Annotated in this window: 17 protein-coding genes and 1 tRNA gene; 12 read left to right on the top strand and 6 right to left on the bottom strand. The window is 55.5% G+C overall.

Features of this window, described 5'->3' with window-relative positions; translation table 11 throughout:
* Positions 1-540 precede the first annotated feature (540 nt).
* Complete coding sequence (locus ACHZBS_RS02350) at positions 541-2421, bottom strand: SurA N-terminal domain-containing protein (protein WP_319409053.1); 1881 nt, start codon at positions 2419-2421, stop codon at positions 541-543.
* 380 nt (positions 2422-2801) lie between these two features.
* Between ACHZBS_RS02350 and ACHZBS_RS02345 the strand changes: the two genes are divergently transcribed.
* A tRNA-Ala gene (locus tag ACHZBS_RS02345) sits at positions 2802-2877 on the top strand.
* Between the two features lie 61 nt (positions 2878-2938).
* Here ACHZBS_RS02345 and ACHZBS_RS02340 read toward each other — a convergent pair.
* The 3 genes from ACHZBS_RS02340 to ACHZBS_RS02330 are packed head-to-tail and all read right to left on the bottom strand — an operon-like array spanning position 2939 to position 4060.
* A complete protein-coding gene (locus ACHZBS_RS02340) occupies positions 2939-3400 on the bottom strand; it encodes a putative molybdenum carrier protein (protein ID WP_319404922.1) in 462 nt (153 codons plus the stop codon).
* Between the two features lie 14 nt (positions 3401-3414).
* Complete coding sequence (locus tag ACHZBS_RS02335; protein WP_319404921.1) at positions 3415-3789, bottom strand: response regulator; 375 nt, start codon at positions 3787-3789, stop codon at positions 3415-3417.
* A gap of 1 nt (position 3790) precedes the next feature.
* Positions 3791-4060 carry a Smr/MutS family protein gene (locus tag ACHZBS_RS02330; RefSeq protein ID WP_319404920.1) on the bottom strand — a complete coding sequence of 90 codons (270 nt, stop codon included), beginning with the start codon at positions 4058-4060 and terminating at the stop codon, positions 3791-3793.
* A gap of 330 nt (positions 4061-4390) precedes the next feature.
* Between ACHZBS_RS02330 and aroB the strand changes: the two genes are divergently transcribed.
* The 4 genes from aroB to ACHZBS_RS02310 all read left to right on the top strand — a co-directional run bounded on the left by aroB (position 4391) and on the right by ACHZBS_RS02310 (position 11014).
* The gene (aroB, locus tag ACHZBS_RS02325; protein WP_319404919.1) at positions 4391-5425 is read left to right on the top strand and encodes a 3-dehydroquinate synthase; all 1035 of its coding nucleotides are present in this window, start codon (positions 4391-4393) and stop codon (positions 5423-5425) included.
* A gap of 13 nt (positions 5426-5438) precedes the next feature.
* Positions 5439-6590, top strand: a complete 1152-nt coding sequence (locus ACHZBS_RS02320) for a DUF3524 domain-containing protein (RefSeq protein ID WP_319404918.1) — start codon at positions 5439-5441, stop codon at positions 6588-6590.
* A 434-nt stretch (positions 6591-7024) separates the two neighbouring features.
* Positions 7025-7456 carry a DUF882 domain-containing protein gene (locus tag ACHZBS_RS02315; protein WP_319404917.1) on the top strand — a complete coding sequence of 144 codons (432 nt, stop codon included), beginning with the start codon at positions 7025-7027 and terminating at the stop codon, positions 7454-7456.
* A gap of 312 nt (positions 7457-7768) precedes the next feature.
* Complete coding sequence (locus ACHZBS_RS02310) at positions 7769-11014, top strand: M14 family metallopeptidase (protein WP_319404916.1); 3246 nt, start codon at positions 7769-7771, stop codon at positions 11012-11014.
* Here ACHZBS_RS02310 and ACHZBS_RS02305 read toward each other — a convergent pair.
* Positions 11004-11939 (bottom strand): helix-turn-helix transcriptional regulator, encoded by a 936-nt coding sequence (locus ACHZBS_RS02305; RefSeq protein ID WP_319404915.1) that lies wholly within the window; start codon positions 11937-11939, stop codon positions 11004-11006. The genes ACHZBS_RS02310 and ACHZBS_RS02305 overlap by 11 nt on opposite strands.
* A 319-nt stretch (positions 11940-12258) precedes the next feature.
* On the opposite strand from ACHZBS_RS02305, the gene ACHZBS_RS02300 reads away from it, so the two are divergent.
* The 7 genes from ACHZBS_RS02300 (at position 12259) to ACHZBS_RS02270 (ending at position 19966) form a co-directional block, all read left to right on the top strand.
* Complete coding sequence (locus ACHZBS_RS02300; protein ID WP_319404914.1) at positions 12259-13812, top strand: ABC transporter substrate-binding protein; 1554 nt, start codon at positions 12259-12261, stop codon at positions 13810-13812.
* Positions 13813-13827: 15 nt separating this feature from the next.
* On the top strand, positions 13828-14838 hold the full coding sequence (locus tag ACHZBS_RS02295) for an ABC transporter permease (protein WP_319404913.1): 1011 nt from the start codon (positions 13828-13830) through the stop codon (positions 14836-14838).
* A complete protein-coding gene (gene nikC, locus ACHZBS_RS02290; protein ID WP_319404912.1) occupies positions 14831-15670 on the top strand; it encodes a nickel transporter permease in 840 nt (279 codons plus the stop codon). Before ACHZBS_RS02295 ends, nikC begins: the two co-directional genes overlap by 8 nt.
* A gap of 2 nt (positions 15671-15672) precedes the next feature.
* Positions 15673-16641, top strand: coding sequence for an ABC transporter ATP-binding protein (locus ACHZBS_RS02285; protein ID WP_319404911.1), 969 nt, complete (start codon positions 15673-15675; stop codon positions 16639-16641).
* Positions 16638-17603, top strand: a complete 966-nt coding sequence (locus ACHZBS_RS02280) for a dipeptide ABC transporter ATP-binding protein (protein ID WP_319404910.1) — start codon at positions 16638-16640, stop codon at positions 17601-17603. Before ACHZBS_RS02285 ends, ACHZBS_RS02280 begins: the two co-directional genes overlap by 4 nt.
* Before the next feature lie 277 nt (positions 17604-17880).
* Positions 17881-18405 (top strand): peptidylprolyl isomerase, encoded by a 525-nt coding sequence (locus tag ACHZBS_RS02275; protein ID WP_319404909.1) that lies wholly within the window; start codon positions 17881-17883, stop codon positions 18403-18405.
* A 91-nt stretch (positions 18406-18496) separates the two neighbouring features.
* Positions 18497-19966, top strand: a complete 1470-nt coding sequence (locus tag ACHZBS_RS02270; RefSeq protein ID WP_319404908.1) for a leucyl aminopeptidase — start codon at positions 18497-18499, stop codon at positions 19964-19966.
* A 191-nt stretch (positions 19967-20157) separates the two neighbouring features.
* Here the strand turns inward: ACHZBS_RS02270 and ACHZBS_RS02265 are convergent, their stop codons facing one another.
* Positions 20158-23928 carry an SIS domain-containing protein gene (locus ACHZBS_RS02265; protein WP_319404907.1) on the bottom strand — a complete coding sequence of 1257 codons (3771 nt, stop codon included), beginning with the start codon at positions 23926-23928 and terminating at the stop codon, positions 20158-20160.
* Positions 23929-23937: the final 9 nt, after the last annotated feature.

The raw sequence follows: 23937 nt of genomic DNA, 5'->3' as shown, positions 1-23937 counted from the left end.
ATTCTTCTTCCACGGGCGTAGGTGAGGATTGCTTTTTAATCAGATTCCCGGAAGCGTCATTTTTTCCAGCAGTAAAAAAGACAACCCGAATGGCGGTTTTTTTGTACGCTCGGGATAGGGTAACGAGATGGAAATAGGGGGGGCAAAAGCCAGTTTGTGGGAAGCGGCGCGTTGCTGCCGAAAATCAACCGGAAGCAATGAAAAAATGCTATGGGTAAAGAGCCTGTCAGACCCTCCGTCAAGGTTCCCGGATAAATGCCCACCAGATATAGAAGAAGAAGAATAACCATGCCGCAATGGCCGTCGCATATGCTTTCCAATCCGTTTTGCGCAGAGCCATCCCGTTTTTGTTGATTTTCCCAACGGGGAGTTTGCAAAACGGACAGACCTCCACGTTCAGGGGCATGTATTCCATGCATTCCGGGCATTTTTTAGAAATATACCCGTAAGATTTGCCGGAATCGATCGATCCGTGTGGTGTTTTCATGGGAAACCCATTTTGTTTTTTTCTAACGCAGGTGAATACTCAGGGACGACCCGCTATTCCAGATATGCTTTCTCAATGGTAATCTGGCTGTCGGCTTTCCGTGCATCGATCCAATCCTGGAGCACCGTTTTTTGCGTCTGTCGAAGGAGCATGCTATTGATGTTGTCTTTCTCGGCTTCAAAACCGTCGGCTGCAGGCGCTTTTCTCTCTGACATCCGCAGCAGGTAAAAGCCTGCGGTTCCCTTTACCGGATCTTCGGTGGTATTGCGGGCCGAAGATAGCTGAAAGGCCGCTTCAGTGAATTTGGGGTCTGAACCAATATCGGGTATTGCCGCGTTGCGTGTGAACAGGCCGGTATGCTTTATCTCCCCGCCATGAACGGCGGCGCTGTCTTCGAATGATTTTCCCGCACGAAGCTCCGCCGACATTGCCTCAGCATCTTCGCTGGCTTTGTCGGCCTGCATTTTCTTGGTCAGATCCGCTTCCACACGCGATTTTACTGCCTCCAGTTCAGGAATGACGGCATCGATGGTCTCCGTAGGCTGAATGAGGTAATACCGACCGCCGATATCCTGAATGTCGCTGATTTCATCAGTCTGGAGGGCAAAAGCGGCGGTGGCGAATGCCCCTTTGTCCTTGCCCAGTATGTCCGGTCCCCGGCGGTTGAAGGGACCGGCTTCCATCACGGCCAGCCCGAATATCTTCGCGTTTTTGATCAGATCATCCTTTTCAAAACAACCCTCGTAAAATTTTTCGGCTTTGTCGTAGGCCAGATTTCGTGCTTTTCTATCGGTTAGGGTGTCGATAATCTGTTTTCTGCTTTGCTCAATCGTTTTCGTGGAAGCTTCCTCCACGGATTCTACCTTGATAACATGCCAGCCGAACTGGGTTTTAACCGGTTCGCTGATTTCTCCCGGAGCCATGGAAAAGGCCTTGTCGGCAAAGGACTTGACCATCTGCGATTGTTGGAACTTGCCCAGATAGCCACCCCGGTCTTTGGTGGGGCCTTCCGAATAGGTTTTTGCCAGTTCGGCAAAGTCCTGGCCTCCCTTGGCCATTTTTGTGATTGCTTCCGCCCGGGTTTTGGCCGCCAGATCGGCTTCTTCGTTTGCGCCCGGATCCAGTTTGATCAGAATATGGCGTGCCTCAACGGTTTTCTCGGTTTTGAAATCATTGATATTGGAGTCATAGTAGTCCGTGATTTCATCCTCATCAACCTTAACCTGATTTTTATAGGCCTCCGGGTCGAATACCACATATCGGGCCTTGATCATGGGATCGGTTTTGTAGTTTTCCTTTTTGGCCTCAAAATAGGCTGCAATCTCTTTCACCGAAGGTTTGATATCCGTGTAGCGGGCCGGCTCGAACAGAACGTAGTCGATGTTTACTGAAGTGTTCTGCCAGTCATACCACTGGCGTGCTTCCGCTTCGGACACTTTTGCGGCGCCCATGATGATCCGGGTGAGTTTTTGACCCAGCAAAACGTTTTTCTGATCCGATTCAAACTCTTCCGGGGAGAGATGGACCTGGGCAAGGATGCTGCGATAACGGCGATTGTCAAAGGATCCGTTGTTCTGAAAGACTGCCGTTTGCTTGATCGATTCGGCCACCTCGGCGTCTGAAACCCGCAGGTCGAGTTTCTTTGCCTCCTGCAGTAAAACGGTGCGGTCGATCAGTTGATTCAGTGCCTGGTTTTTGACCTGGAGCATTTCAATCATGCCATCATTCAGACTGGAACCGAACCGTTGACGATATTGATCGAGCAGGTTGTTGTAAGCGCGCCGGTAATCAACAACCGAGATGATTTCGTCGTTGACGACGGCAACTTTGGATGCCTCCCTGGAACGGAAACTGCCAACGCCCCAGAACACGAACACGATTACGATAGCAAACAGAATTACTTTAATCATCCAGCTACCAGCTTGTTTCCGCATCACGTTGAGCATTCACGACCTCTTCTTTGGATCATTTTGCTGATCCCTGAAATTTTAATTTTGTTTCATTTTTTTCCGGTCTGCCGCCGGAACTGTTAAAAAAACGCTGTCCATGACAGCCATCGCGGCCCATTTCCTTGTCATTTACATCGGACACTACTAAAATATCTCATCTTTTCAAACGATTGACATTAAATGCTGCCACGCATTTTGTCAACAGTTTACCACTTGCCGGTGGCCATTTAGAAAATCAGCGGCGGTGTTCTCAGCGATTTTCCGAGTCCGGTCAACCCCTCATCGACCAAACAGGAACCGACCCTTGAAATAAAAAATTGCGTTGACAGGGAAAACCGATTTTGTTAGGTTAGCTTTTTATTTTCGGGGCTGTAGCTCAGCTGGGAGAGCGCATGACTGGCAGTCATGAGGTCAGGGGTTCGATCCCCCTCAGCTCCACCAAAAAAATACGAAGGGGGCACGCTTATTCCAGCGGCCCCTTTTCTATTGGTTCAACACTGTTTCACTGCAGGGCGTGGGTCATGATGTTGATGGTGTCCATGTAAATGGCCGGGTCATGGCTGGCGCGGGGCCCGGCCACGTTGAGGGTTTCGATCCGGTTCATTTCAATCCAGGAGGCGACCAGTGAGCCCGCAACCGATGGCTGTTGGCCAAGGGAAAGATCGATGTGCAGCAGCTGCTTGCCGTGCTTCAGCGCCATCCTCCGGGTATAGTCGGTGCCGCCGGTGGGGCGGCCGCGGGAGATGATCAGGGTGCCGTCTGAATCGAGCACATTTTTTTCCGTACGGGCTTCATAATCGTTCGTGGGCATTTCCTGCAACTGGTAGTGGGAAGGCAGGGCGCCGTCTTCGGTCAGGCGTCCCTTGGGAACCCACCCGCCATGGGCGATTCCCAACCGCATGGCCACATCCAGGGCCGCTCGGTCCACGCCGGTCTGTCCACCGGAAATAATCTTTTTCAACATGGTCGCGTTTTCCTTTATATTTGGGTGTCCATGGCACGGCTCAAGACCGCCTTGATCTCCTCCATGGTGGCGGGCTTGCCGATGGCTCCGTCGAATCCGGCCCGCTCCAGTCGTTCGGGACTGTATAGGTGCGCATGGCCGGAAAAGGCGTAAACGCAGACGCCCGGCCGGACCTGCTTGATCTGCTCGCAAAGGTCCGTTCCATCGATTTCGGACATGATGAGATCAATGAAAATCAGGCTGAACGCCTGCTTTTCCACCATTTCCAGGGCTTGCTGGGGGTTATCGGTGGTCTTTGCATCAAAGCCGATCCGCCCGAGGATCTCCTTCATCATTTCCAGTTGATCGGACTCGTTGTCTATTACCAGGATGGTTTCTTTCTCGGCCATATCACGTCCTTTTCAGCTTCACCAGCGTTGCCCCCCATCCCCCGGCATCTGCAGGAGCGCCTTTAAACCTTTGAACGCGAAAATCCTTTTCCAGCAATGCGTGAACCCTCGAACGCATCGTTCCGCTGCCTTTGCCGTGAATGATCCGCAGGTCATAGATGTTGGATTCCAGACAGGCGTCGATATAGTCCTGCATCAGCCCTTTGAGTTCGCCGGGGGCGAAGGTATGAAGGTCAAGGACTCCGTCGATGGGAACGACTACCGGATCCATGATGATCTCGAAGCACCTGATTGATTGCGTCGGTGTTGCTGCTATGGTTAACGGTTTGACACCAGCATAACCCAAACCGGGGCAGGGGGCAAGCCACGAGGGTGAACGGGCGCTTGGTCGACTGTAAAAACGGTGCACTTTGAAAAAATCAGGCAAATTGCCGGGGAAGGGGGAGGCCTGCAGCTGAAGAAAAAGCATCCTTAAAAGAGCCGGTTTGGCTTTTCCATCTGATGTGACTGTGGTAAGAGAAACGATACTCATTGCAACGCATTGCCCGTATCCAAAACCGGGTTTCCCGCGACCCCAAAGATATCCAATGGTGGTGAGTTTATGAAAAAGTTATTGGTTCGAGGCGCCTCCGGAGCCTCCCAAATTATGGTTGGGGAGTCGATTGACAATCTGAAGCAGTATATTGACGGGCGCCGTCCGGTGATCATTACCGACACCACGGTCGCCGGGCTTTACCAAAAACAATTTCCCGCCTGCCCGGTCATTTCCATCGGCTCGGGAGAGAAGATCAAAACCATGGAGACGGTGACGACCCTTTTCAGTCAACTCGTAGAACTAGAGGCGGATCGATCCACTCTTATTATCGGCGTCGGTGGCGGCATCGTCTGCGACATCGCCGGATTCGTGGCCTCCACCTACATGCGGGGAACACCCTTTGGTTTTGTTTCTACCACCTTGCTGTCGCAGGTGGATGCCAGCGTGGGCGGCAAAAATGGAGTGAATTTCGGTGGGTATAAGAATATGGTGGGGGTGTTCAATCAACCCGAGTTTGTCGTCTGTGACCCGATGCTGCTCGGAACCCTGCCGTTCAGGGAGATCCAGTGCGGCTTTGCGGAGATCATCAAGCACGGGGCCATCGCCGATTACCGCATGTTGGATTTTCTCGAGAATCACCGGGATGCCGCCCTGGATCTGGACAGTGCCATCATCGAGCATCTGGTATATCGGTCAATTGAGATAAAAGCAGGTGTCGTCACCCGGGATGAGCGGGAGCATGGGGAGCGGCGCAAGTTGAACTTCGGGCACACTTTCGGTCACGCCATAGAAAAACTTACGGGCATTCCCCATGGCGAGGCCGTGGGCATCGGTATGGTGATGGCCGCCAAATTGTCCGTGCAAAAAGAAATGCTGCCTCCTCTTGAGGCCAGGCGCCTTGAACGGATCGTCGACAGTTACGGGTTGCCCTTTCGGCCACCGGTGAACGCCCCATCCATGCTTGCGGCGATGCGCAAGGACAAAAAGCGGGAGGGAAGGGGAATTCATTTTGTATTCCTCGACGCGTTGGGCAGCGCCCGCGTGGAAGAGATCTCTTTCGATGAACTCCATCGACTGGTGAACGCCATGGAGATGGGATAAGTGGCCTGAGCTGATGCGTTTTCTCTTTCTGGAACCCTTTTTCGGCGGCTCCCATCGAGACTTTGCCGAGGGCCTTGCGGCCCATTCCCGCCATGATATCCATCTGGCGACCCTGCCCGCTCGATTCTGGAAATGGCGCATGCGCGGGGCGGCCCTTCACTTTGTTCAAACGATAAAGGACCTGGCATCCTTTGACGGGATTATCACCACCGGCCTGATGAGCCTGGCGGATTTCACCGCGCTGTGCGAGGAAGACCGCCCGCCGACGCTGGTTTACCTTCACGAGAACCAACTTACCTATCCACTGGCTCCCGGTGAGCAGATGGACCTGCAATTCGGTTTCACAGACATCACCACCGCCCTTTGTGCAGACCGGATCCTGTTCAATTCCCGATTTCATTTTGATCGGTTTTTTACCATTCTTCCCGGTTTTATCGGCCAGATGCCCGAGTTCAAGCCCAGGTGGGCCGTCGATGCCATCCGGAGAAAAGCCGGCATTCTTCACCCGGGATGCCGCTTTGAGGCAACTTCGTTTGAACCATCGCCGCTGCCATCGGGGCCGCCGTTGATCGTCTGGAACCACCGCTGGGAATTCGACAAGAATCCGGAGGCTTTCTTTGACGCCCTCGACCGGGTGGACCGGATGGGGATCGATTTCCGGCTGGCTATTTTGGGTGAGAACTATCGGAACGAACCCCAAGTGTTTATTGAAGCCAAATCCCGTTTTGCCAAAAGGATCGTCCAATACGGTTTTGCGCCATCGAGGAAAGCGTATGCGGGCTGGCTCAAGGAGGGGTTCGTCGCCGTAAGCACGGCCATCCAGGAGAACTTCGGTATCGCCGTGGTTGAGGCCATGCGGCACGGTTGCCTGCCGCTGCTGCCTCGCCGGCTCTCCTACCCGGAAATCCTTCCCAACGAGTTCCACGAGCTTTTCTTGTATCGTGACGATGATGAACTGGTGGGTAAACTGGCCGACATGTTGCGCAATCCCCAGCGCTATGTCGCGCATCGTCCGGTGCTGTCGGACATGATGGCGCGGTATGCCTGGCCGGCGGTCATTGACCGCTACGACCGGGAGTTGGAATTGCTGACAGAGGGCGGAAGACGGAATACTGAGGACAACAGACGGACGATTGAAGCCGGATTGCCAAAGCAATATTTCTGAAGTCAGAAGGTTGCTGAACCGGTCAAGCATTAAACATCCATGACAAATGAAATTTTCTTTCCATGATACTTAAAATCATTGTTTTGGCGTCGCTGATTTTCGGGCTGATGGTGAATACTGCACCCGCGGACCAACCGACGAAGAACCGGTTCTTCTACAGTGGCGACGGTTACCTTCACTTGGCAAGCAATAAGAGCGGTAAGGCCTTCAAGGGAAGCTATCGTAAAAGGTCCAGTCAATATCATGCCGACGCTTACAGGGAAATATCGGCTGTTTTCGGCGCGCCATACCAATCCTCCCGTCAGGTCCTTTTATTGCGATTGATCGAATTTTTGGATTTCCTTGAAAACCGATTGGCACCGGGTGCGGTGCTCACGATTACCTCGGGATACAGATCCCCAGAATACAATACCCGACTGCGCTAGGGGGATGCCTTGGCGGCCAAGGCAAGTCTGCATCAATACGGCATGGTCCCTGATTTCATATTGGAGGGGGTTTCGTCAAAACGGGTATGGGAATACGTGCGATCGATAGGCTTTGGCGGAACCGGATATTATCATGGCAAAACGGTGCATGTGGATGTGGGACCCTCGCGGTTTTGGGACGAAAAAAGTTCAGGTGTGGGCACGGGCCTGTCGGATGACAATAAGCTAATTGGCCTGGTGACCGATTACGATGTATATGGTCCCGGGGAATGGGTGAGGTTGCGCTTTATTCGCATGACCGCCTTCCCCATCGGGGTGCAATCGGAATTCAAGCTTATTCCCAGTAGGATTCCGGAAAACATGGAAGGCCCTCTTGCGTTTAGATCTGATTCCGAAAAGATACCCGATGACGGGTGTGCTGAATTCGACAATATCGAATAGATGGCTTCGTTGCGGTGGCGCCTGCCGTCGAATATTTTGCATAGGCGCTACCTGATTCGTCCTGGTTTTTGTGGCAATTTGTGGGAAAGGATGCCAGAAGACGTTTCTACTCCGGATTTTGAGATCCGTTTCCCATGACTGATATATACGTTGGAAAGGTCAATGCCGCCTAAACAAAAAAAAGGTTTAATCGATTTAAATCTCGGCCACTTGGCACCTGAAGGTCGGCTTTGGATGGACTGCGACGGAGACGGCTATCCAGATCAATTGCAGGTGCGGCTCTGCGTCGCATCCAATCTGCAGGATGGCGATATGTGGGCAGCCATAGGCAACCTGTCTGCGCGATTAACCATGCATGTAACCTCGGTAACCGGCCCGATAGCCAGTCTGTCCAGGGCCGCCTCATCCACTTGCATCGTGGTGGAGCGGCCAAGAAAACAACACCCTCGGGCTGCCTCGATTGAGCCATGCAACCCCTGCGGTTGGCGCCTGTGCGGTAACAGCGCCAAAGCGATGGCCCGGGTTTTAGAGAGTCTATCGCTGGCAGCCATACACCCGACAGAAAAATACCCTGAACGCATCGTTCTAAACCAGGCATCGGATACTCACGCTCGGGTGACGGGCCGAGACGCCGACACACCAGTTTTCGTAAATCTGTGCTCAATAAGCAGCCGGGCCCAAGATCCTTCGGGCATGGAACCTTCGGTCGATCTGCTGCATTTTAAAGAATCCATCCTGATCGCTCCTTCCGGTCGTCCCAGGGATAGCAGGCTGCTGCTTGGCCTGGAATTTCCGTCACGCCTCCCGGCCAGGCTTGGTATCGCCTTGACCAATCTCGTTTCCCGTTCAGCGGCTGAAGCCACGGATTTGATGCTTCCCCTGGCTTGGGTTGGGGACCGACCGTTTGACGGCATAATGCTGAAGGTTGTTCTAAACCCCGATGCCAAGGCAGCCGAATTGAAGGTACTTCCCAATTCGCGGGTATTAGCCATAGGGAACGGTTCAAGGCTGGTCAGGCTCCTGGAGGAAACCGGCAGGCTATGGTTCGAAGATCAGGGTCCGGGAAGCGAAAGCATATCGTCATGGCTGGATCGTGTGGGTGAGGCCGCTTGCATTGCCAATGGAATCGGCTCTCGGGGCTCGTTGGCCCATCGCCTGTCCAACCATCCGCAACGTCGTTTACCACCCGTGGCGCCCGCGGGATCGCGCCAGTTGATTAAGGCTTGCGAAGCGATCGGGATCGAACCGCCCATCAAGACGGCTCGCCCAAGGATAGAAACCCGACGGCTGCGCTGGCCCGGAGAAGTCGAGCGCCTATTGGCCGAGGCAAAATCGGTTCCGTCCGGGACGGGGCGGATTGAATGCACCGCGTTTTTGAGCAAACCGGCAAATGAGCGCCGGTCGTTTGCCCATCGCTTGAAAGCGCTATTGTCAGGCAAGGGGTACCATCCCGGAATAAAGGTGTACAATGCATATAAGCCCGGTGTGGATTGGCTGCTTAACGAGATCGCGCCGAGTCTTCCTGAAACCGCCTGCCGCGTCCTGATAACCTTCCAACCCTTTGCAGGCAAACATCCAAACCAGTTGGAATTGAAAAGCCGCTGGGCACAAGAGATATTTCCGGCACCGGACCTTTTGGCCCTGAATAAAGGCTGGCCTGTCGAGCGGGTTGAAATGAGCATGGATCCCGAACAGCAGGCCGCTTACCGCTTGACAGCTTGGGACCGGCAAGGGCGGGAAGTCTTCACCCGGGATTTTACACCACCGACCTCCTGTTTCTCCTATATCGCAGCGCCGCCGGAAGGCGGCACGGTGAACCCAACCTGCATCGGCTTGAAATTAAGCCGCGACGGCCAAGTATTCTGGGAGGCGTACTTGCCCAGTGACCGGGAAGTTTTTTGGCGTCGATTTCTGGATCGCTGGCTGCCGCAAATTGAACGGAGGATGATAGAGCAGCTGCCCGAAATGCTGAAGGGATCAAAGCTCGCGTTCTGGCAGGAAGTCCGCATTGAAGTGGCCATCTCTGAAACTGAAGAACGCTTGGGCCTGGACGAGGAACGATTGTCGCCGATGGAGGCCCTGCATGAAGACCTGTACTTCGGCCTGCTTGATTTCATGAAGGCATTTTGTCTCAAACACTGCCCGCAGTCATTGTTGCAGCTAGGCCGAATTGTACCGGTTATGCACGCTCACTGTCCCGAAAAACCTTGGGCTCGCCTGAGACTCAGACCGATCAAAGAGGATGCCGGCGCTATAAAACAGCCTCCGGTCTCAAAGCACCTGTCCTGGTCCAAAGGAAAACTCGGCGTTCGTTTGGAAGCCGGCTCCCCTGAAATGAGCGATGAAGCGGGCGCCAGGCTTTGCCAGGTGGCGAAGGCTTGGGGGTTGGACTTAAAACGTCTTGCGGATGGAGAATTTTTATTTCGCGATCGCCCGGCCCGCCGCATCCCTCCGGGCAAGGTGACACCGCCATCAGAACCGCTGGACCAGGAAAAGATCCCCAGTGCGGACCAAATACGGCGGTGGACCCGGGATTTGGACGGTTTCGATCACCTGCATGTTTGGCGGGCGGGCAACTCCTTGCACGGGCGCGGCATCCTGGCCGTGGAGGCGAGCATTCCCGCAAGCGCATCAGTCGGCAAGGCACGCCATCTGAAGCCGACATTGTTGGTCAACGCCCGGCATCACGCCAATGAGGTGTCGGGCAGCAACGCGGCCCTGAGCCTGGCCTGGCGTCTCGCCGCTACCTCTCAAGGCCATGAAATGTTAAAGAAAGTCAACGTTGTGATCGTTCCCCTGGAGAACGCTGACGGCGTGGCCACCTTGGAGGAGCTTTTACCCGAGGCCCCTGATCATAAACTGCATGCGGCCCGCTACAACGCGCTGGGCGTGGAATGGTATGCCCATTACTTTGACGACAATACGCCGTTTCCCGAAGCCCGGGTCAAGACGCGTCTCTTTCGCCGTTGGTTGCCTGAATATATTTTGGATTTGCATGGGGTGCCCAGCCATGAGTGGGAGCAACCTTTTGCCGGCTATCTGAACCCGCATTTCAGAGCCCACTGGATTCCGCGGGCTTTTGTCTATGCCATCCTGCCCTTTTACGGGGCAGTCGATCATCCCGGAGCCAGGGAATCCAAGGCGCTGGCAGACGACCTGTTAACAACCATGGCCGGGCAGGCGGATATCGATCGGCGCAACAAGCGGATTTATGCTCGTTACCATCGCTATGCCGCCGCTTTTGAGCCGGACGTCTTCACTGCGGCCATGTGCGGGTCGATGGCTGTCGAGCCGACGTCCCAACGGATCGCCAAAACCAATTTCGGGAACCGTTTCTGGCCCTTGGTGAAAAGTGAAGTGATTACCGAGGTCTTGGACGAAGTCGTACAGGGCGCCTGGCTGGAACGCTGCGCACGCGCCCACCAGGTCGTTGCCTGGACCATGCTCGAGCGAATGGCACGGGGTTGCGCCGCCGTGCTCCATCGAGAAGAATCGGCCGCCGGCGTGCGCTTTGTCTGGTTACGGCGGGGATCGAACCCAGGGGGCTCTACCCGCTGATCAGTTTATCGAGGTATTCCATCAGGTCGCGGCGATCCGCATATTCCTCCAACACCCACCCCTTGATGGACCGCAGCTCTTCCTGGAAGGTTTGCAGAATCATCGGGTTGATGGTGAAGAAGCCGCTCAACCGCCCCGGTCTTTCACCCGCCACGAAATGGCCCGGTCTGGCACAAAAATTGACTTGCACTTTCGACCCGTCCCGCGGTTTTTTGATGGAAAATAGGGTGTACGCGCAAACCCCGGTCAGATGAACCGTTAACTTCGGGTAGCGATCCATGCAGGTAATCAGGTTGCGGACGTGCCGCTTACGCCAGCGATTCTCTTCAGCGTTTCCACTATTGAGAACATAGTCTTCTAAACACTGGCGGCAGATGTAATGGGTCACCTGAAATTTACCCAGATTCTCCTCCAGCCGTTTTCGGCGCTCCGCTCCGATGGTTTCCAGCAATTTTTCATATATCGGATGGGCTTCGACCAGCCTTCTCTCCGTGAACGTGCGGTGGCCCGGTTGGCGTAAACAGACCGTGGGCCGGTCATTGACCATCACCTGGTCACCAGGGATGCACTCCTGTGAGTAGACAGCCAACTCGTAGGCATAGAAATCGCGCAACGGGAAAATGGCCGTGGTGGTTTTGCGCTTAATGCCCGCTTCAAGGAAAAGGGGGATATCGTCCTCGGAAAGGTTGGCCCGGTCAAAAACCCGCAATAATTCGTCGATGCTGGCAAGATTAAGGTTTAAAGCGACCGCGAACTGGATCAGTTTCTCCCTGCCCACGTTGGCGATGTTGCCCTGCTCGAGGTCCCGAATATACGTGTTGGTGAGTCCGGATGCCGCAGCGACCTGATTGCGGGGCATTTTGGACTCGGCGACAAGTTTGCAGACAAACCCGGCGCTGCTTTTCAAGTTTTTAGGAGGGATCATTTCGCTTAATCCCCATTTCCCTTGGTGTCAGACAATTCCGGAAACTTGCTTAGGGTGGTTGATCCGGATCAAAGCGGACCTAAAAAATCAATGTAGCATATTTTTTTTCGTCTTAAAAACTTTTTATATGTTGTATTAAATTAATTTAATATAACCCTTGACAATCCATTCAAAGCCGCTTTAGATAGAAACCATCGTCACAGCGCCTTCCTATGGTTCACTAAAACCGGAAAGTCCGGATGTAAAGGCTGATACGCCTTCACCACTCAATCCATCGGGGAAAAATAAAAACTTAAGATCAGGCAAACAAGGAGGAAAAATGGGCAAACGATTTAAAATGCTGTTGATATGCTGTTGCTTGTTGCCCGGGGTCGTCTGGGCGGGCTCCAATGATACGCTGATCTGGGGCCGTGGCGGCGATTCGGTGAACCTGGATCTGGCTCAGGCCACCGATGGAGAGTCCATCAAGGCCGGGATCCAGATGCTGGAAAATCTGGTTATTTTCGGTAAAGACAGCATGGATGTCGAGCCGCAGCTGGCCGAGTCCTGGAGCGTTTCCGAGGATGGGCTGACCTGGACCTTCAACCTGCGCAAGGGGGTCAGGTTTCACGATGGCGAGCCGTTCAACGCCAAAGCGGTCTATGAGTCCTTCGCCCGCATCATCGACGAGAAGCATCCGTTAAACAGCTACGGCAAGTGGCGTTACCTGAGCCTTTCCCTCAGTCAGGTCAGCACGATCAAGATTGTGGATGACTATACCATTCAACTGATTACCAAAAAACCCTATGCGCCGCTGCTGAACAACCTTGCCCTGTGGCTCTGTCCCATTCTTTCTCCCAAGGCGATGGCGGAGTACAAGGATCAGATCGGCCAACACCCCGTGGGTACGGGTCCGTTCAAGTTTGTCAAATGGGTCAAAGATGATGAGATCATCATGGAACGCAACGACGACTATTGGGGTGAAAAAGCCAAAGTCTCCAAGATTGTGCTCAAATCCATTCCCGAGCCTTCGGCCCGCCTCATGGCGCTGCAGTCCGGCACGGTGGATATTGCCGACGACCTGGATCCGGACAGCATCAAACTGGTCAAGACCAACCCCAATCTGTCCATCATCACCCGTCCCAGTGTCAACGTGGGTTACCTGGCCCTGAACACCGCAAAACCTTACCTTCAAGACGTTCGAGTGCGTCGCGCGCTGAGCCATGCCGTCGACAAGGCGACTTTGATTGAGGCGATCTTCCAGGGCATGGCCATACCGGCAAAAAATCCCTTTGCCCCTTCCATCTGGAGCTACAACGATGAGATCGAACCTTATGCGTATGATCCCGCCAAAGCTAAAAAACTCCTGAAGGAGGCGGGCTTTGATTTCAACCGCGTGTTGGAGCTATGGGCGATGCCGGTAAGCCGCGCCTACATGCCGGATGCGGCCAAAACCGCAGAGCTGTTGCAGGCCTATTTTTCGGCTGTCGGCGTCAAGTCGAAGATTGTGCGACTGGACTGGGGCGCTTATCTTGAAAAGACATCAAACGGTGAACACGACCTGTGCATGCTGGGTTGGCTGGGCGGCAATGCCGATCCGGACAATTTTCTCTATGGTCTCCTCTCGGCCGATACCGCCAATACCCCGGGTGCATCCAACGTGGCCCTGTGGAAAAACGCCGAATTCACTGATCTCTGTATCAAAGCGCAAAAAATATTTGACAAGGCCGAGCGCACAAAGCTGTATATGAAGGCTCAGGAGATTGCCCACGACGAGGCCCCTTGGATACCCTTGGTCCACACCACCATCGTGCGCTGTTACAGCAATAAGCTCACGGGGGTGCCCCTCAGGCCAAATGGTCTGAACTCCTTTCAGATGGTGGGCAAAAATTAGAGACAGTGTTTAGCGATGACGCTGGGTTACCTATCTAAACGGCTGCTTCACCTGCTGCTGATCATGTTCGGGGTCTCTGTGCTGGTCTTCCTGATGCTCAGGTTGATCCCCGGGGACCCTGCCCGTCTGCTTTTGGGGGAGTTCGCCAGTCCAGAGGAACTGCAACGGCTGAGGGTCCAGCTGGGCCTCGATCAATCGCACCTGACTCAATATTGGATTTACTTAAAAAACATCCTGCACGGCAACCTCGGCAACTCCATCCGGACCAATGCCCCTGTTGCCGTGGAAATCTGGGGCCGACTGCTGGCGACGCTGGAATTATCCATAGCAGCCATGGCCATCGCCACACTGTTCGGGGTAGCCGCCGGGGTCTTCTCGGCGGTGCGCCAATACTCCCTGTGGGACTATCTTTCCATGTTTTTGGCCTTGGTGGGGGTATCCATGCCCATCTTTTGGCTGGGCCTCATGCTGATCTATCTCCTGGCTGTCAAATATCCGATCCTGCCCATGATGGGCCGCATCAGCATTGGCCTGGATATCCCTTCGGTAACCGGATTGGTATTGCTCGATTCGCTTCTCGCAGCCGACTACCAGGCCTTCCTCAGTGCGTGCCGGCATTTGATCCTGCCCGCATTCACCCTCGCCACCATCCCCATGGCCATCGTTGCCCGTATTACGCGCAGCTCCATGCTGGAGGTGTTGAACAAAGACTACGTCCGCACTGCCCGCGCCAAGGGCATGAGCGAGACCGTGGTCATTATGCACCATAGCCTGCGCAATGCCTTTTTACCCATAGCGACTGTGTTGGGACTCAATTTAGGCGTATTGATGGGTGGAGCTGTGCTTACCGAGACGATTTTTTCATGGCCGGGTTTAGGTCGATATGTCGTCGATTCCCTGATGGGCAGGGATTATGCCGCTGTTCAGGGCTGCATCCTCATCTTTGCAGGCATGATGGCGATGATCAACCTGGTGGTGGATTTTATTTACGTCATGCTCGATCCCAGGATTCGTGTCAATGAATAAGCGGGAGGCAATAAGAGACCTGTTCCGCAATTGGAGTGCCGCCGTCGGTTTGGGGCTCATCATTCTGATTTTAGCGGTGGCCTTGCTGGGCCCCCGCCTGGCTCCCCACGACCCCTTGATCCCTTCGCCTCTGCAGCGTCTCAAAGGCCCGGACAGTGATCATGTTTTTGGGACGGATAGTTTAGGCCGCGATATTTTCAGCCGGGTTATCTACGGTGCGCGCATTTCCTTGATGATTGGCATCATATCGGTGAGCATTTCGTTGATCCCCGGCACCTTGCTGGGACTTTTATCCGGTTATTTCGGCGGATGGACCGACAGCATCATCATGCGGACCATGGACATGCTGCTGGCCTTTCCGGCCATATTGCTGGCGATCTTCATTACCGCCATATTGGAACCGAACCTCACCAACACCATGATGGCGGTGGGTTTGGTTTATATACCCCACTATGCCCGTATCGTGCGCTCCAGCGTCCTGTCATTGAAAGAACAGCTCTTCGTGCAGGCCGTGGCCCATCTGGGTGGCAGCCATTGTCGCATTCTCCTGAAACATATTCTGCCGAATTGTCTGCCGCCGATTATCGTTTATGCCACCTTGGGCATGGGAACGGCAGTGCTGCAAGCCGCAGCGTTGGGCTTTCTGGGGCTCGGCGCTCAACCCCCTTCCCCGGAGTGGGGTGCCATGCTCAGTGAAGGCCGCCAATACATTCAGATAGCCCCTCATGTGGCAGCCTTTCCGGGCGCGGCCATCCTGATACTGGTTTTGGGTTTTAACCTCTTTGGTGATGGGCTGCGAGATGTTCTGGACCCTTCTTTGAGGTCACAATAAAGATGCCGGTACTGGAAATAAGGGGGCTTCAGACTCAGTTCAAAACCAAGCGCGGCCTGCTTACCGCCGTCGATGGGGTAAGTTTGTCGGTGGATCCGGGTGAGACGCTGGGTGTGGTTGGTGAATCCGGTTGTGGCAAAAGCGTCACCGCCCTGTCCATTTTGCAGCTCCTGCCCAAACCCCTGGCACGCATTGCCCATGGAGAAATATTCTTCAAGGGACGCGATCTGGTCCGGGCAAAACCCGCTGAAATGAGTCGCATCCGCGGCAATGAAATTTCCATGATCTTTCAAGAGCCCATGACCAGCCTGAATCCGGTCTACACCACGGGTTTCCAGATCATGGAACCCTTGCGCAAGCATCGCGGCATGCGCAAGACGCAGGCTCGGAAAGAAGCCATCAACCTTTTGGATCTGGTGGGGATTCCCGAACCAGATTCGAGGGTGGATGATTACCCCCATCAGCTTTCCGGGGGCATGCGTCAACGGGTGATGATCGCCATGGCCCTGGCATGCCATCCGGCCTTGATGATAGCCGACGAACCCACAACAGCACTTGACGTGACCATTCAGGCACAAATCCTCGATCTGATGAAACGCCTGCAGGCCGAAATCGGCATGGCGCTCATGCTGATCACCCACGACCTTGGAGTTGTGGCCGAGACCTGCCATCGGGTTGCCGTGATGTACACAGGCAAGATTGTGGAGACCGCTCCGGTGGATAATCTTTTTGCCAGACCGGCCCATCCTTATACTAAAGGCCTTTTTGAATCTCTGCCTAAGCATGGAGCAGAACAAACGCTCATAGCGATACCGGGGACAGTACCCAGCCTGATGAATCTGCCCCGGGGGTGTGCTTTCCAAGACCGCTGCCGCATCCGCGACGATAAGTGCGTTGAGGAGCCTCCCTGGCTGGAAGTGCGCAGCGGACATATGGCTCGCTGTTGGCGGCCCTTTGGAGGCAACTCATGAGCGCCGCAATCCTCACGGCCCACAAGCTGGTCAAGTACTATAAATTGCAGCGCCATGGATTTGGATCACGTCAGGGCGTTGTGCGCGCTGTGGACGGTGTGTCCCTGACGATAAAAACTGGAGAGGTGTTCGGTTTGGTGGGAGAGTCCGGCTGCGGAAAATCTTCCCTGGGCCGCCTGATTTTGCGCCTTGAAGAGTTAACTTCCGGACGCGTGAGCTTCGAAGGACGCGATCTGGCAAGCTTGAACCGCACGCAGTTGAAGGGCTTCCGTCGTGAAGCCCAGATTATCTATCAGGACCCCTATTCCGCTTTGAACCCCCGCCATAAGGTGGGTGACATCATCTCAGAACCCCTGGCCATCCACAGGCAAGGTTCGGTCGTCCAACGGCAGAAACGGGTTAAGGAGTTGATGGAGGTGGTCGGGCTGCGGCCAAGCCAAGCACGGCGCTACCCCCACGAATTCAGTGGTGGTCAGCGCCAGCGCATCGTTATTGCGCGGGCCCTGGCCTTACAGCCAAAGTTCATCCTGGCCGACGAGCCGGTGAGTGCCTTGGACGTCTCTATCCAGGCCCAAGTTATCAACCTGCTGCTGGAGCTTCGTAAAAGCTTTGGCTTGACCTACCTTTTTATTTCTCATGATCTCAGCGTCGTGGAGCACATATGTGATCGAGTCGCTGTAATGTACTTGGGCCGCCTCGTAGAACTGGCTGATAAAAAAGAATTTTATGGGCAGGCGTTGCATCCCTATTCCCAGGCATTGCTCTCCGCCGCGCCCAAGCCTGAACCAGGCGCCAACCGCCGACGAATTGTCTTGCATGGTGATGTGCCAAGCCCCATCAATCCTCCCGACGGTTGCACCTTTAATCCCCGATGCCCTGAGGCACGGGAAAGATGTAAGATCGATTTCCCGGAGTTCAGAGAGGTGAGCCCGGGAAGATGGGTGGCCTGCCATTTCAGGTAAGCGCACGCTGCCTGTCTTTTCCCGCAGCACAATAAACACAAGTTCCGGAGCGGTGTATTCCTTCCTTCAATTTCTCGCTGATTGGAATGTGATAAACCCAAAAGTTCTCAACGGTAAGCTTGCCTATTGGTCAACTGTCCACCATCGTCATCGTGTCCCCGAGTTCCGCCTGTCATTGACACCATGGACGGATGTCCCTATATTGGTAAAAAATCGAAGCAACCCATCCACGCCCCTGCGCGGCGTGGTTTTTCGTTCCATGAACAAGGAGAAATCGATGTCGAACAAGAAGGACAGTTACAAAGAAAAGATCGATCGGGCCACGGCGGTATTTCAGACCAACATGGGTACCTTCGAGGCCGAACTTTACGCCAAAGAGTGCCCGGAGACCGTTTGGAATTTTATCAATCTGGCCGAAGGTCGACAGGAGACCGCCAGGGGCGGCAATTATTATGACGGCCTGGGCTTTCATCGGGTCATCGAAGGATTCGTTATCCAGGGCGGTTGCCCCTTCGGCAACGGTACCGGCGGTCCGGGCTATCAATTCAAGGATGAATTTGACGCTAACCTCAGGCATGATGGTGCCGGCGTGCTCTCCATGGCCAACGCCGGACCGGGCACCAACGGCAGCCAGTTTTTCGTGACGCTGGCCCCCACACCCCATCTGGACAACCGTCACTCGGTATTCGGCAAGGTGACCGACGGGTTGGACGTCGTGATGAAAATTGGGGCCGTGAAAACGGGTCCCATGGACAAACCCAAAGAACCGGTGATCATGGAGAAGGTTACCATCCGGCGATAATGCCGATGGTCCCGGAGTCGCCGCCGCGCCACCCGGGCAATTCAATGCCGGCTCCGCCTTATCGGCGGAGCCGGCCGGAAAGAGGCCGTGCATGCTTGAAGTCAAAGTCGTCAACTTGAAACGCGTGAAGGTGGACACCCTGGTGGTGCCCGTGTGCGAGGATCATGAGATTCACACCGACAACACGGTGAAATCACTCATTGGTGCTGCAAAAGCATTCTCCGAGTTCAAGGGGAAAAAAGGTGATGTCATCACCTTGTTCGAACCATCTGAAACCCGTATCACCCGGGCCCTTTTTTTCGGGTTGGGAAAAGCCGAAACCTTAACCGGCGAATCCTTCAGGGCCTTTGCCGGAAAGGCGGTGAAGGCCTGCATCAACGCCGGTCTTTCCGCCATGACCCTTGCCACGCCGTCTGCCGCCGAGTTGACAATCAATGCCGAGACCCTTTTTGGAACCCTGATGGAAGGGGCCTGTCTGGGAAACCATATCTTCGACCGGTACAAGATGGAAAAGGAGAAGACCCCGGTTAAAACCCTAGTTCTCATGGGTACGGCAGCCCAGAAAAAGGCCTATTCCGGCTTGGCCAAGTCCGTGGCAGCCATTTGCGGCGCCAGTGTCATGGCCAGAGAATGGGTGACGACGCCATCCAACCACAAGCGGCCGGAAGCCTTCGCCGAATTGATCCAGAAAGCCGCCAGCACAGCGGGGCTGAAGACCCGGATCATGGATGACCGGTGGTTGGAAAAGCAGCAGTTCGGCGCCATGCTGGCGGTGGCTCAGGGCAGCAGCGCCAAACCCCGGTTAGTAACCATGGAATACGCCCCCAAGGATGCCGTCAAGACGGTTGTCCTGGTTGGCAAGGGGGTCACTTTCGATTCGGGCGGCATTAATTTGAAGCCCTCCGGCAGCATTGAAACCATGAAAATGGACATGTCCGGAGCCGCCGCCGTGGCCGGCACCATGATGGCCGTGGCCCGCCTCAAGCCGGGGATCAAGGTGGTGGGGGTCATGCCGCTGGTGGAGAACATGCCCTCGGGAACCGCCATCCGCCCGGGGGATATTATTCGATCCTATACGGGAAAGACCATAGAAATCGGCAATACCGACGCGGAAGGGCGCTTAATTCTCATCGACGCCATGGCCTGGGCCGTCAAACAGTATAAACCGGACACCCTGATCGATCTGGCCACGCTTACCGGTGCCTGTGTCGTCGCCCTGGGCGAGAAAATCGCCGGTGTCTTCTCCAAAGACCCGGAGCTGGCCGCCGGCATTGTGGCTTCGGGGGAAAAGACCCACGAGCGCTGCTGGCGCCTGCCCTTGCCCGAGGACTACAAGGAACTGCTGAAGAACGATTTTGCCGACATGAACAACGTCAGCAGCGGCCGCTGGGGTGGAGCTATCACCGCAGCCCTGTTCCTGTCCGAATTTGTCGGTGACACGCGCTGGGCGCACATCGACATTGCCGGGCCGGCATGGGCGAAGAAGGCGTCGGATTACTGCGGGGCCGGCGGAACGGGGTTCGGTGTGCGGCTGCTGTGCGACCTGATCGATAAACTTTGAATCGGATTGAGGAATGCCGGAATAGGGTAATGAGGAATTGATGGTGCGGCTTTCACCCGCGGACGATTAATAAATTGCCAACGGCCGGGGAATCCTCCCGGCCGTTCTTATATTCAGGGGCAAATTTTTCCTGATTGCTGTTATCCGTCATCGGATTTCTGACCTCTGACTTCAGGCTTCCGACCGTTTTGCTATCGATGCCGTGCAACCATCGCTTCGGCCAACTTTTCCGCCGATTGGCCGAACAGGTCGTCCACGGCCACCTCGTTCAGGTAATCGTCGATCCAGGAGACGCTGTTTTCCTGGACAATGTTCTTGATGTGCTCGTATTTCCCACCCAAGGCCTTGATTTTCTTCTTCAACGGGATGGTTTCCTTGAATCCGATGTTCAGCAGCAGCAGATACCGGATGCGGCTGCCGTCCGCCGGATCCTTGGATGTGGCCGGAATCACCACGATGCTTCGTCCGTCTTTTCTGCCCTTGCCGATATAGACGTTGCCTTCGCTGACGATGATGCGTTTTGTGCCTTTCAAAACCGGGTCTGATTCCACCCGGGAGGACAGCCGGGCCAGGATGCCCGTCTTTTTCAGGATGGCAATGGTGGTCTGATCCGTGGGATCGCCCAGCAGGCCCAGTCCATCGATGCGGTAGAGGATGCTGCCTTTGACGTGATCAATAACGTCCTGGATGTTTTTCATGACGATGATATTGCGGTTGAGCACTTGCGAAAGGTCCAACTCGTGGCCGGCAAGGGTTTCGAAAAGGATGCCCTCCACCCGTTCGCTGATGCGGCTGGTGCCCACGGTGACGGTTTTGGCCTGATGCTTAATGGCGTCCACCGGGCGGGACATGAGGTTGATGGACTCTCCCAGCACGCGGAACAGGGTATCGAGTATATTTTTGGCCGTGCCCTTGAGGCCGAAATCTATTTCGAAATCGGACAGCGGCAGCCGGCCAGACAGGTACTTGAACAGCAGGGTCAAATCCGATGCATGGGTAATGGCCGTGGGGAATTGTTCGGCCTTGCGCCTGGCGCGAAAGGCCTGGTAAAAACCGGCGATCTTCTCCCGGAAACTCTTTTCCAGAACGACCTCGTAGATGTCCAGGCCCTGTCCGGCAAGATCCTCAAGGGTATTGTGGATGGATTCACGGACGCCGTGGAGGAACCGGGATCCTTCGTGAATGGCCAGTGCGGCGTGGTAGCCCCAGATGTGACCCACCAGCGTGTTGAGAATGGGTGCAAACTGGGGGCTCACCCGGGGAACGTGAAAGACATCGTCGGCATACGGCTGGAACCGTTCCTCACCCTCGTCGGCGATAACCACCGGAGCGGCCTTGTGGGCCTTGAAAATGGCCGTGTCTTTGATGATGTCGCCGATGACGGTGCCTTTGGACCCGGCGGCGCAGACGATGATCAGCGGCTCGGAGGAGAGGTCGATGTGCTTCTTATCCTCCACAAAATCCGAAGATATGGTCTTGTAGCACAGTTCGCTGAGCTTGATGCGGATCTCGTCCGCGGAGGATTTGTTGGGACCGCTGCCCACGGCCGCCCAGTAAGTCTTGGTGGCCGCCAGGCGCCGGGCCGACGCCTGGATTTGATTTCCCAGGGCTAAAACGGTGCGCATGTGGTCGGGGATGCTCAGCAGCTCGGCAATCTGGTCCGAGAGAAACTCGGTGGAGCGGCGTCCCTTGATCCCGGCCACTTTCAGGCCCAGCAGGGCGCCGGCGACGATCTGTGAGTAAAAGGCTTTGGTGGAGGCCACACTCATTTCGATATCCCGGCCGCTGGAGGTATATAATACACCGTCGACCTTGAAGGTGATATCCGAATCCCGGCGGTTGACGATGGCCAGGGTGTGGGCGCCGCGGGCCTTGACCATGTCCACGGTGCGGTTGGTGTCGGTGGTGGTTCCGGACTGGCTGATGGCAACGACCAGGGCGTCGGCCATGCTGGTGTTGGCGTCGCCTTCGTTCAATTCGAATCCGCTGAGTTCCGAGGCCTTGAGTGCCCGCAGCTGAATGGCGGGATCGGCCAGATAGGACTTCAGAATGTCGGCACAGGCCTGAGCGGCCACCCCCGCCGTTCCCTGCCCCACGAAAAAAACGCGCCGGATTCGATCTTCCCTGAAGGCCTCTTCCAGTGAACGGGGGAAGGTGTGTTCATCGAGATGGATGACGTAATGCCGGCCGTCGCCGGTAATCTTCCAGCGATTGAGCAAGGTGCGTTCGACCGACTGGGGGGCTTCCGAAATCTCTTTCAGAAAGTAGTGGGGATGTTCCTGCCTATCGATATCCCTCGAGGTGATTTCCGTGTGCTTGACATCGTCATCGGAAAGTTGGATAGGGGTGCCGTCGTAGTACATGGCGGTGATGCCGGCCAGTCCTCCGGAGGAGTGCTGATCCAGTATGAAGATCTGGCCTTGGGTCGGCCCCTTCTTCCCGTCCACCACCTTTTCCCCGTTCATCTTCAGGAAACGGGATGTCTCCTCGATGAATCCATAGACTTCGGAAGCCGGCATATAGTGGTCTTCGGCCAGTCCCACAAAAACGGCCTGGCCGCTGCCTTTCTGGGCCAGGAAGAATTTCCCCGGGGCCAGGTCGGTGTGCATGGAGATGGCGTGGGATCCCTGGAAATCGCTCACCGCCAGTCGGAAGGCCTCGGCCACCCCGCCGCCGGTTTTCAGGTAGTGCTCGATCTGCAGGGGAATGATTTTGGTGTCCGTCGTGATCGGTTCGGGAATGGTTTCACCGGCGGCTTCCATCGCCGCTTTGAGTTCCTGGTAGTTGTCGATATCGCCGTTGAGGCAGGCATGGATGATCGGACGGTCCTTCAAGGTGGCGCCGGAGAGGGTATTGTCCACCGGATGGCAGTTGGGTTCGGTGATGGCGCCCACCGAGGCCCACCGTGTATGGGACGACACGGTGTGAAAGGTGTGGGGGGCGGCGGCGATTTGCATCAGGATGTCGTCCTGTTGAATCTGCCGGCGCAGGAAGCGGATATTATCCCCCAGGCTGCCGATTTCGGCGGCAATTTTATAGACCACCGTCAGGGCCACGATTGCCTGCCCGTTGTCGGTGGCAGACCGGTTCATGCTGATGCTCGTGTTTTCCAGGACCTCACGATCCATGCGGCGTTCGAAGTCTGCGGTGAGTCCCTTGCGGTCCAATTCGGCGGCGAGGGTTTCATACGCGTCAGCCGGCAGGATGAACAAAATGGAGATGCCTGCCGAATCCCGGCCCCGCACTTCAAGCCGGTCGATGCTGTTGAGCACGGCGTTGATCTGTCGCAAAACGGTAATGCGGCTGTCGGGCCCCTGTCCGGCGCTGCCGGACATCAGCGACCGGATGCGTCCGATGTTGCCGGCCAGTTCCACATCCAGGCACCAGATCATGTCTTTGAGGGCTTCGATACGCGTGGAGACGACATCGACCACCTGGGGGGCCAGGCTGCCCACCTGTCTGGTCAGCAGTGCCTGCTCACGCTGCAGAACCGTCGATAGTCTGCCGGACAGATCGGCGACCGTTTTCTGAGCGGCGGGGTCCTTGAACAGAGTGAGAAACGCAGTCTCTTGCTTGAGGGTCCGGATGTTTGCCAGCAGGGTGTCCAGCGTTGCCTGTCCACCCAGGTATCCGTCGGCGCTGGTATCCATCCCAGGGAACCGGGTTTCCAGTCCGGCCGTCGCGGCGGTATCGACGAGTGCGGCCATGGAGGAAAGATCGAACTTAATGTGGCCATCCGCTTTGCTCTTGACCGCAATGATGCCGGCCAGGCCGCAGCAAAGCCGGTTAACGGAGCAGGGGAAGAGGATCACCGCCGGCCCGGCCACATTCGCAGTATGCCGTCCCCAGTAGATCGAAGGCGATCGTAAAAACCGACTTCGAATGTTGCGAATCAGGCGCGACGTGCGCTCGACGATGCACGCGGCATGACTGGCCACCGTGGCGATATGGATAGGATTCATAACGGTCCT

It is taken from the genome of uncultured Desulfosarcina sp., from assembly GCF_963664155.2.
GTDB lineage: Bacteria > Desulfobacterota > Desulfobacteria > Desulfobacterales > Desulfosarcinaceae > Desulfosarcina.
The sequence above is the reverse complement of the archived record's forward strand: the minus strand, read 5'-3'. Positions and strand labels throughout refer to the sequence as shown.

Bases quoted from the DNA above. Each gene is read 5' to 3' on its own strand.
- ACHZBS_RS02350 (WP_319409053.1), bottom strand. From the start codon at position 2,421: ATGCGGAAACAAGCTGGTAGCTGGATGATTAAAGTAATTCTGTTTGCT.
- ACHZBS_RS02340 (WP_319404922.1), bottom strand. From the start codon at position 3,400: ATGTTGAAAAAGATTATTTCCGGTGGACAGACCGGCGTGGACCGAGCG.
- ACHZBS_RS02335 (WP_319404921.1), bottom strand. From the start codon at position 3,789: ATGGCCGAGAAAGAAACCATCCTGGTAATAGACAACGAGTCCGATCAA.
- ACHZBS_RS02330 (WP_319404920.1), bottom strand. From the start codon at position 4,060: ATGGATCCGGTAGTCGTTCCCATCGACGGAGTCCTTGACCTTCATACC.
- aroB (WP_319404919.1), top strand. From the start codon at position 4,391: ATGAAAAAGTTATTGGTTCGAGGCGCCTCCGGAGCCTCCCAAATTATG.
- ACHZBS_RS02320 (WP_319404918.1), top strand. From the start codon at position 5,439: ATGCGTTTTCTCTTTCTGGAACCCTTTTTCGGCGGCTCCCATCGAGAC.
- ACHZBS_RS02310 (WP_319404916.1), top strand. From the start codon at position 7,769: ATGTGGGCAGCCATAGGCAACCTGTCTGCGCGATTAACCATGCATGTA.
- ACHZBS_RS02305 (WP_319404915.1), bottom strand. From the start codon at position 11,939: ATGATCCCTCCTAAAAACTTGAAAAGCAGCGCCGGGTTTGTCTGCAAA.
- ACHZBS_RS02300 (WP_319404914.1), top strand. From the start codon at position 12,259: ATGGGCAAACGATTTAAAATGCTGTTGATATGCTGTTGCTTGTTGCCC.
- ACHZBS_RS02295 (WP_319404913.1), top strand. From the start codon at position 13,828: ATGACGCTGGGTTACCTATCTAAACGGCTGCTTCACCTGCTGCTGATC.
- nikC (WP_319404912.1), top strand. From the start codon at position 14,831: ATGAATAAGCGGGAGGCAATAAGAGACCTGTTCCGCAATTGGAGTGCC.
- ACHZBS_RS02285 (WP_319404911.1), top strand. From the start codon at position 15,673: ATGCCGGTACTGGAAATAAGGGGGCTTCAGACTCAGTTCAAAACCAAG.
- ACHZBS_RS02280 (WP_319404910.1), top strand. From the start codon at position 16,638: ATGAGCGCCGCAATCCTCACGGCCCACAAGCTGGTCAAGTACTATAAA.
- ACHZBS_RS02275 (WP_319404909.1), top strand. From the start codon at position 17,881: ATGTCGAACAAGAAGGACAGTTACAAAGAAAAGATCGATCGGGCCACG.
- ACHZBS_RS02270 (WP_319404908.1), top strand. From the start codon at position 18,497: ATGCTTGAAGTCAAAGTCGTCAACTTGAAACGCGTGAAGGTGGACACC.
- ACHZBS_RS02265 (WP_319404907.1), bottom strand. From the start codon at position 23,928: ATGAATCCTATCCATATCGCCACGGTGGCCAGTCATGCCGCGTGCATC.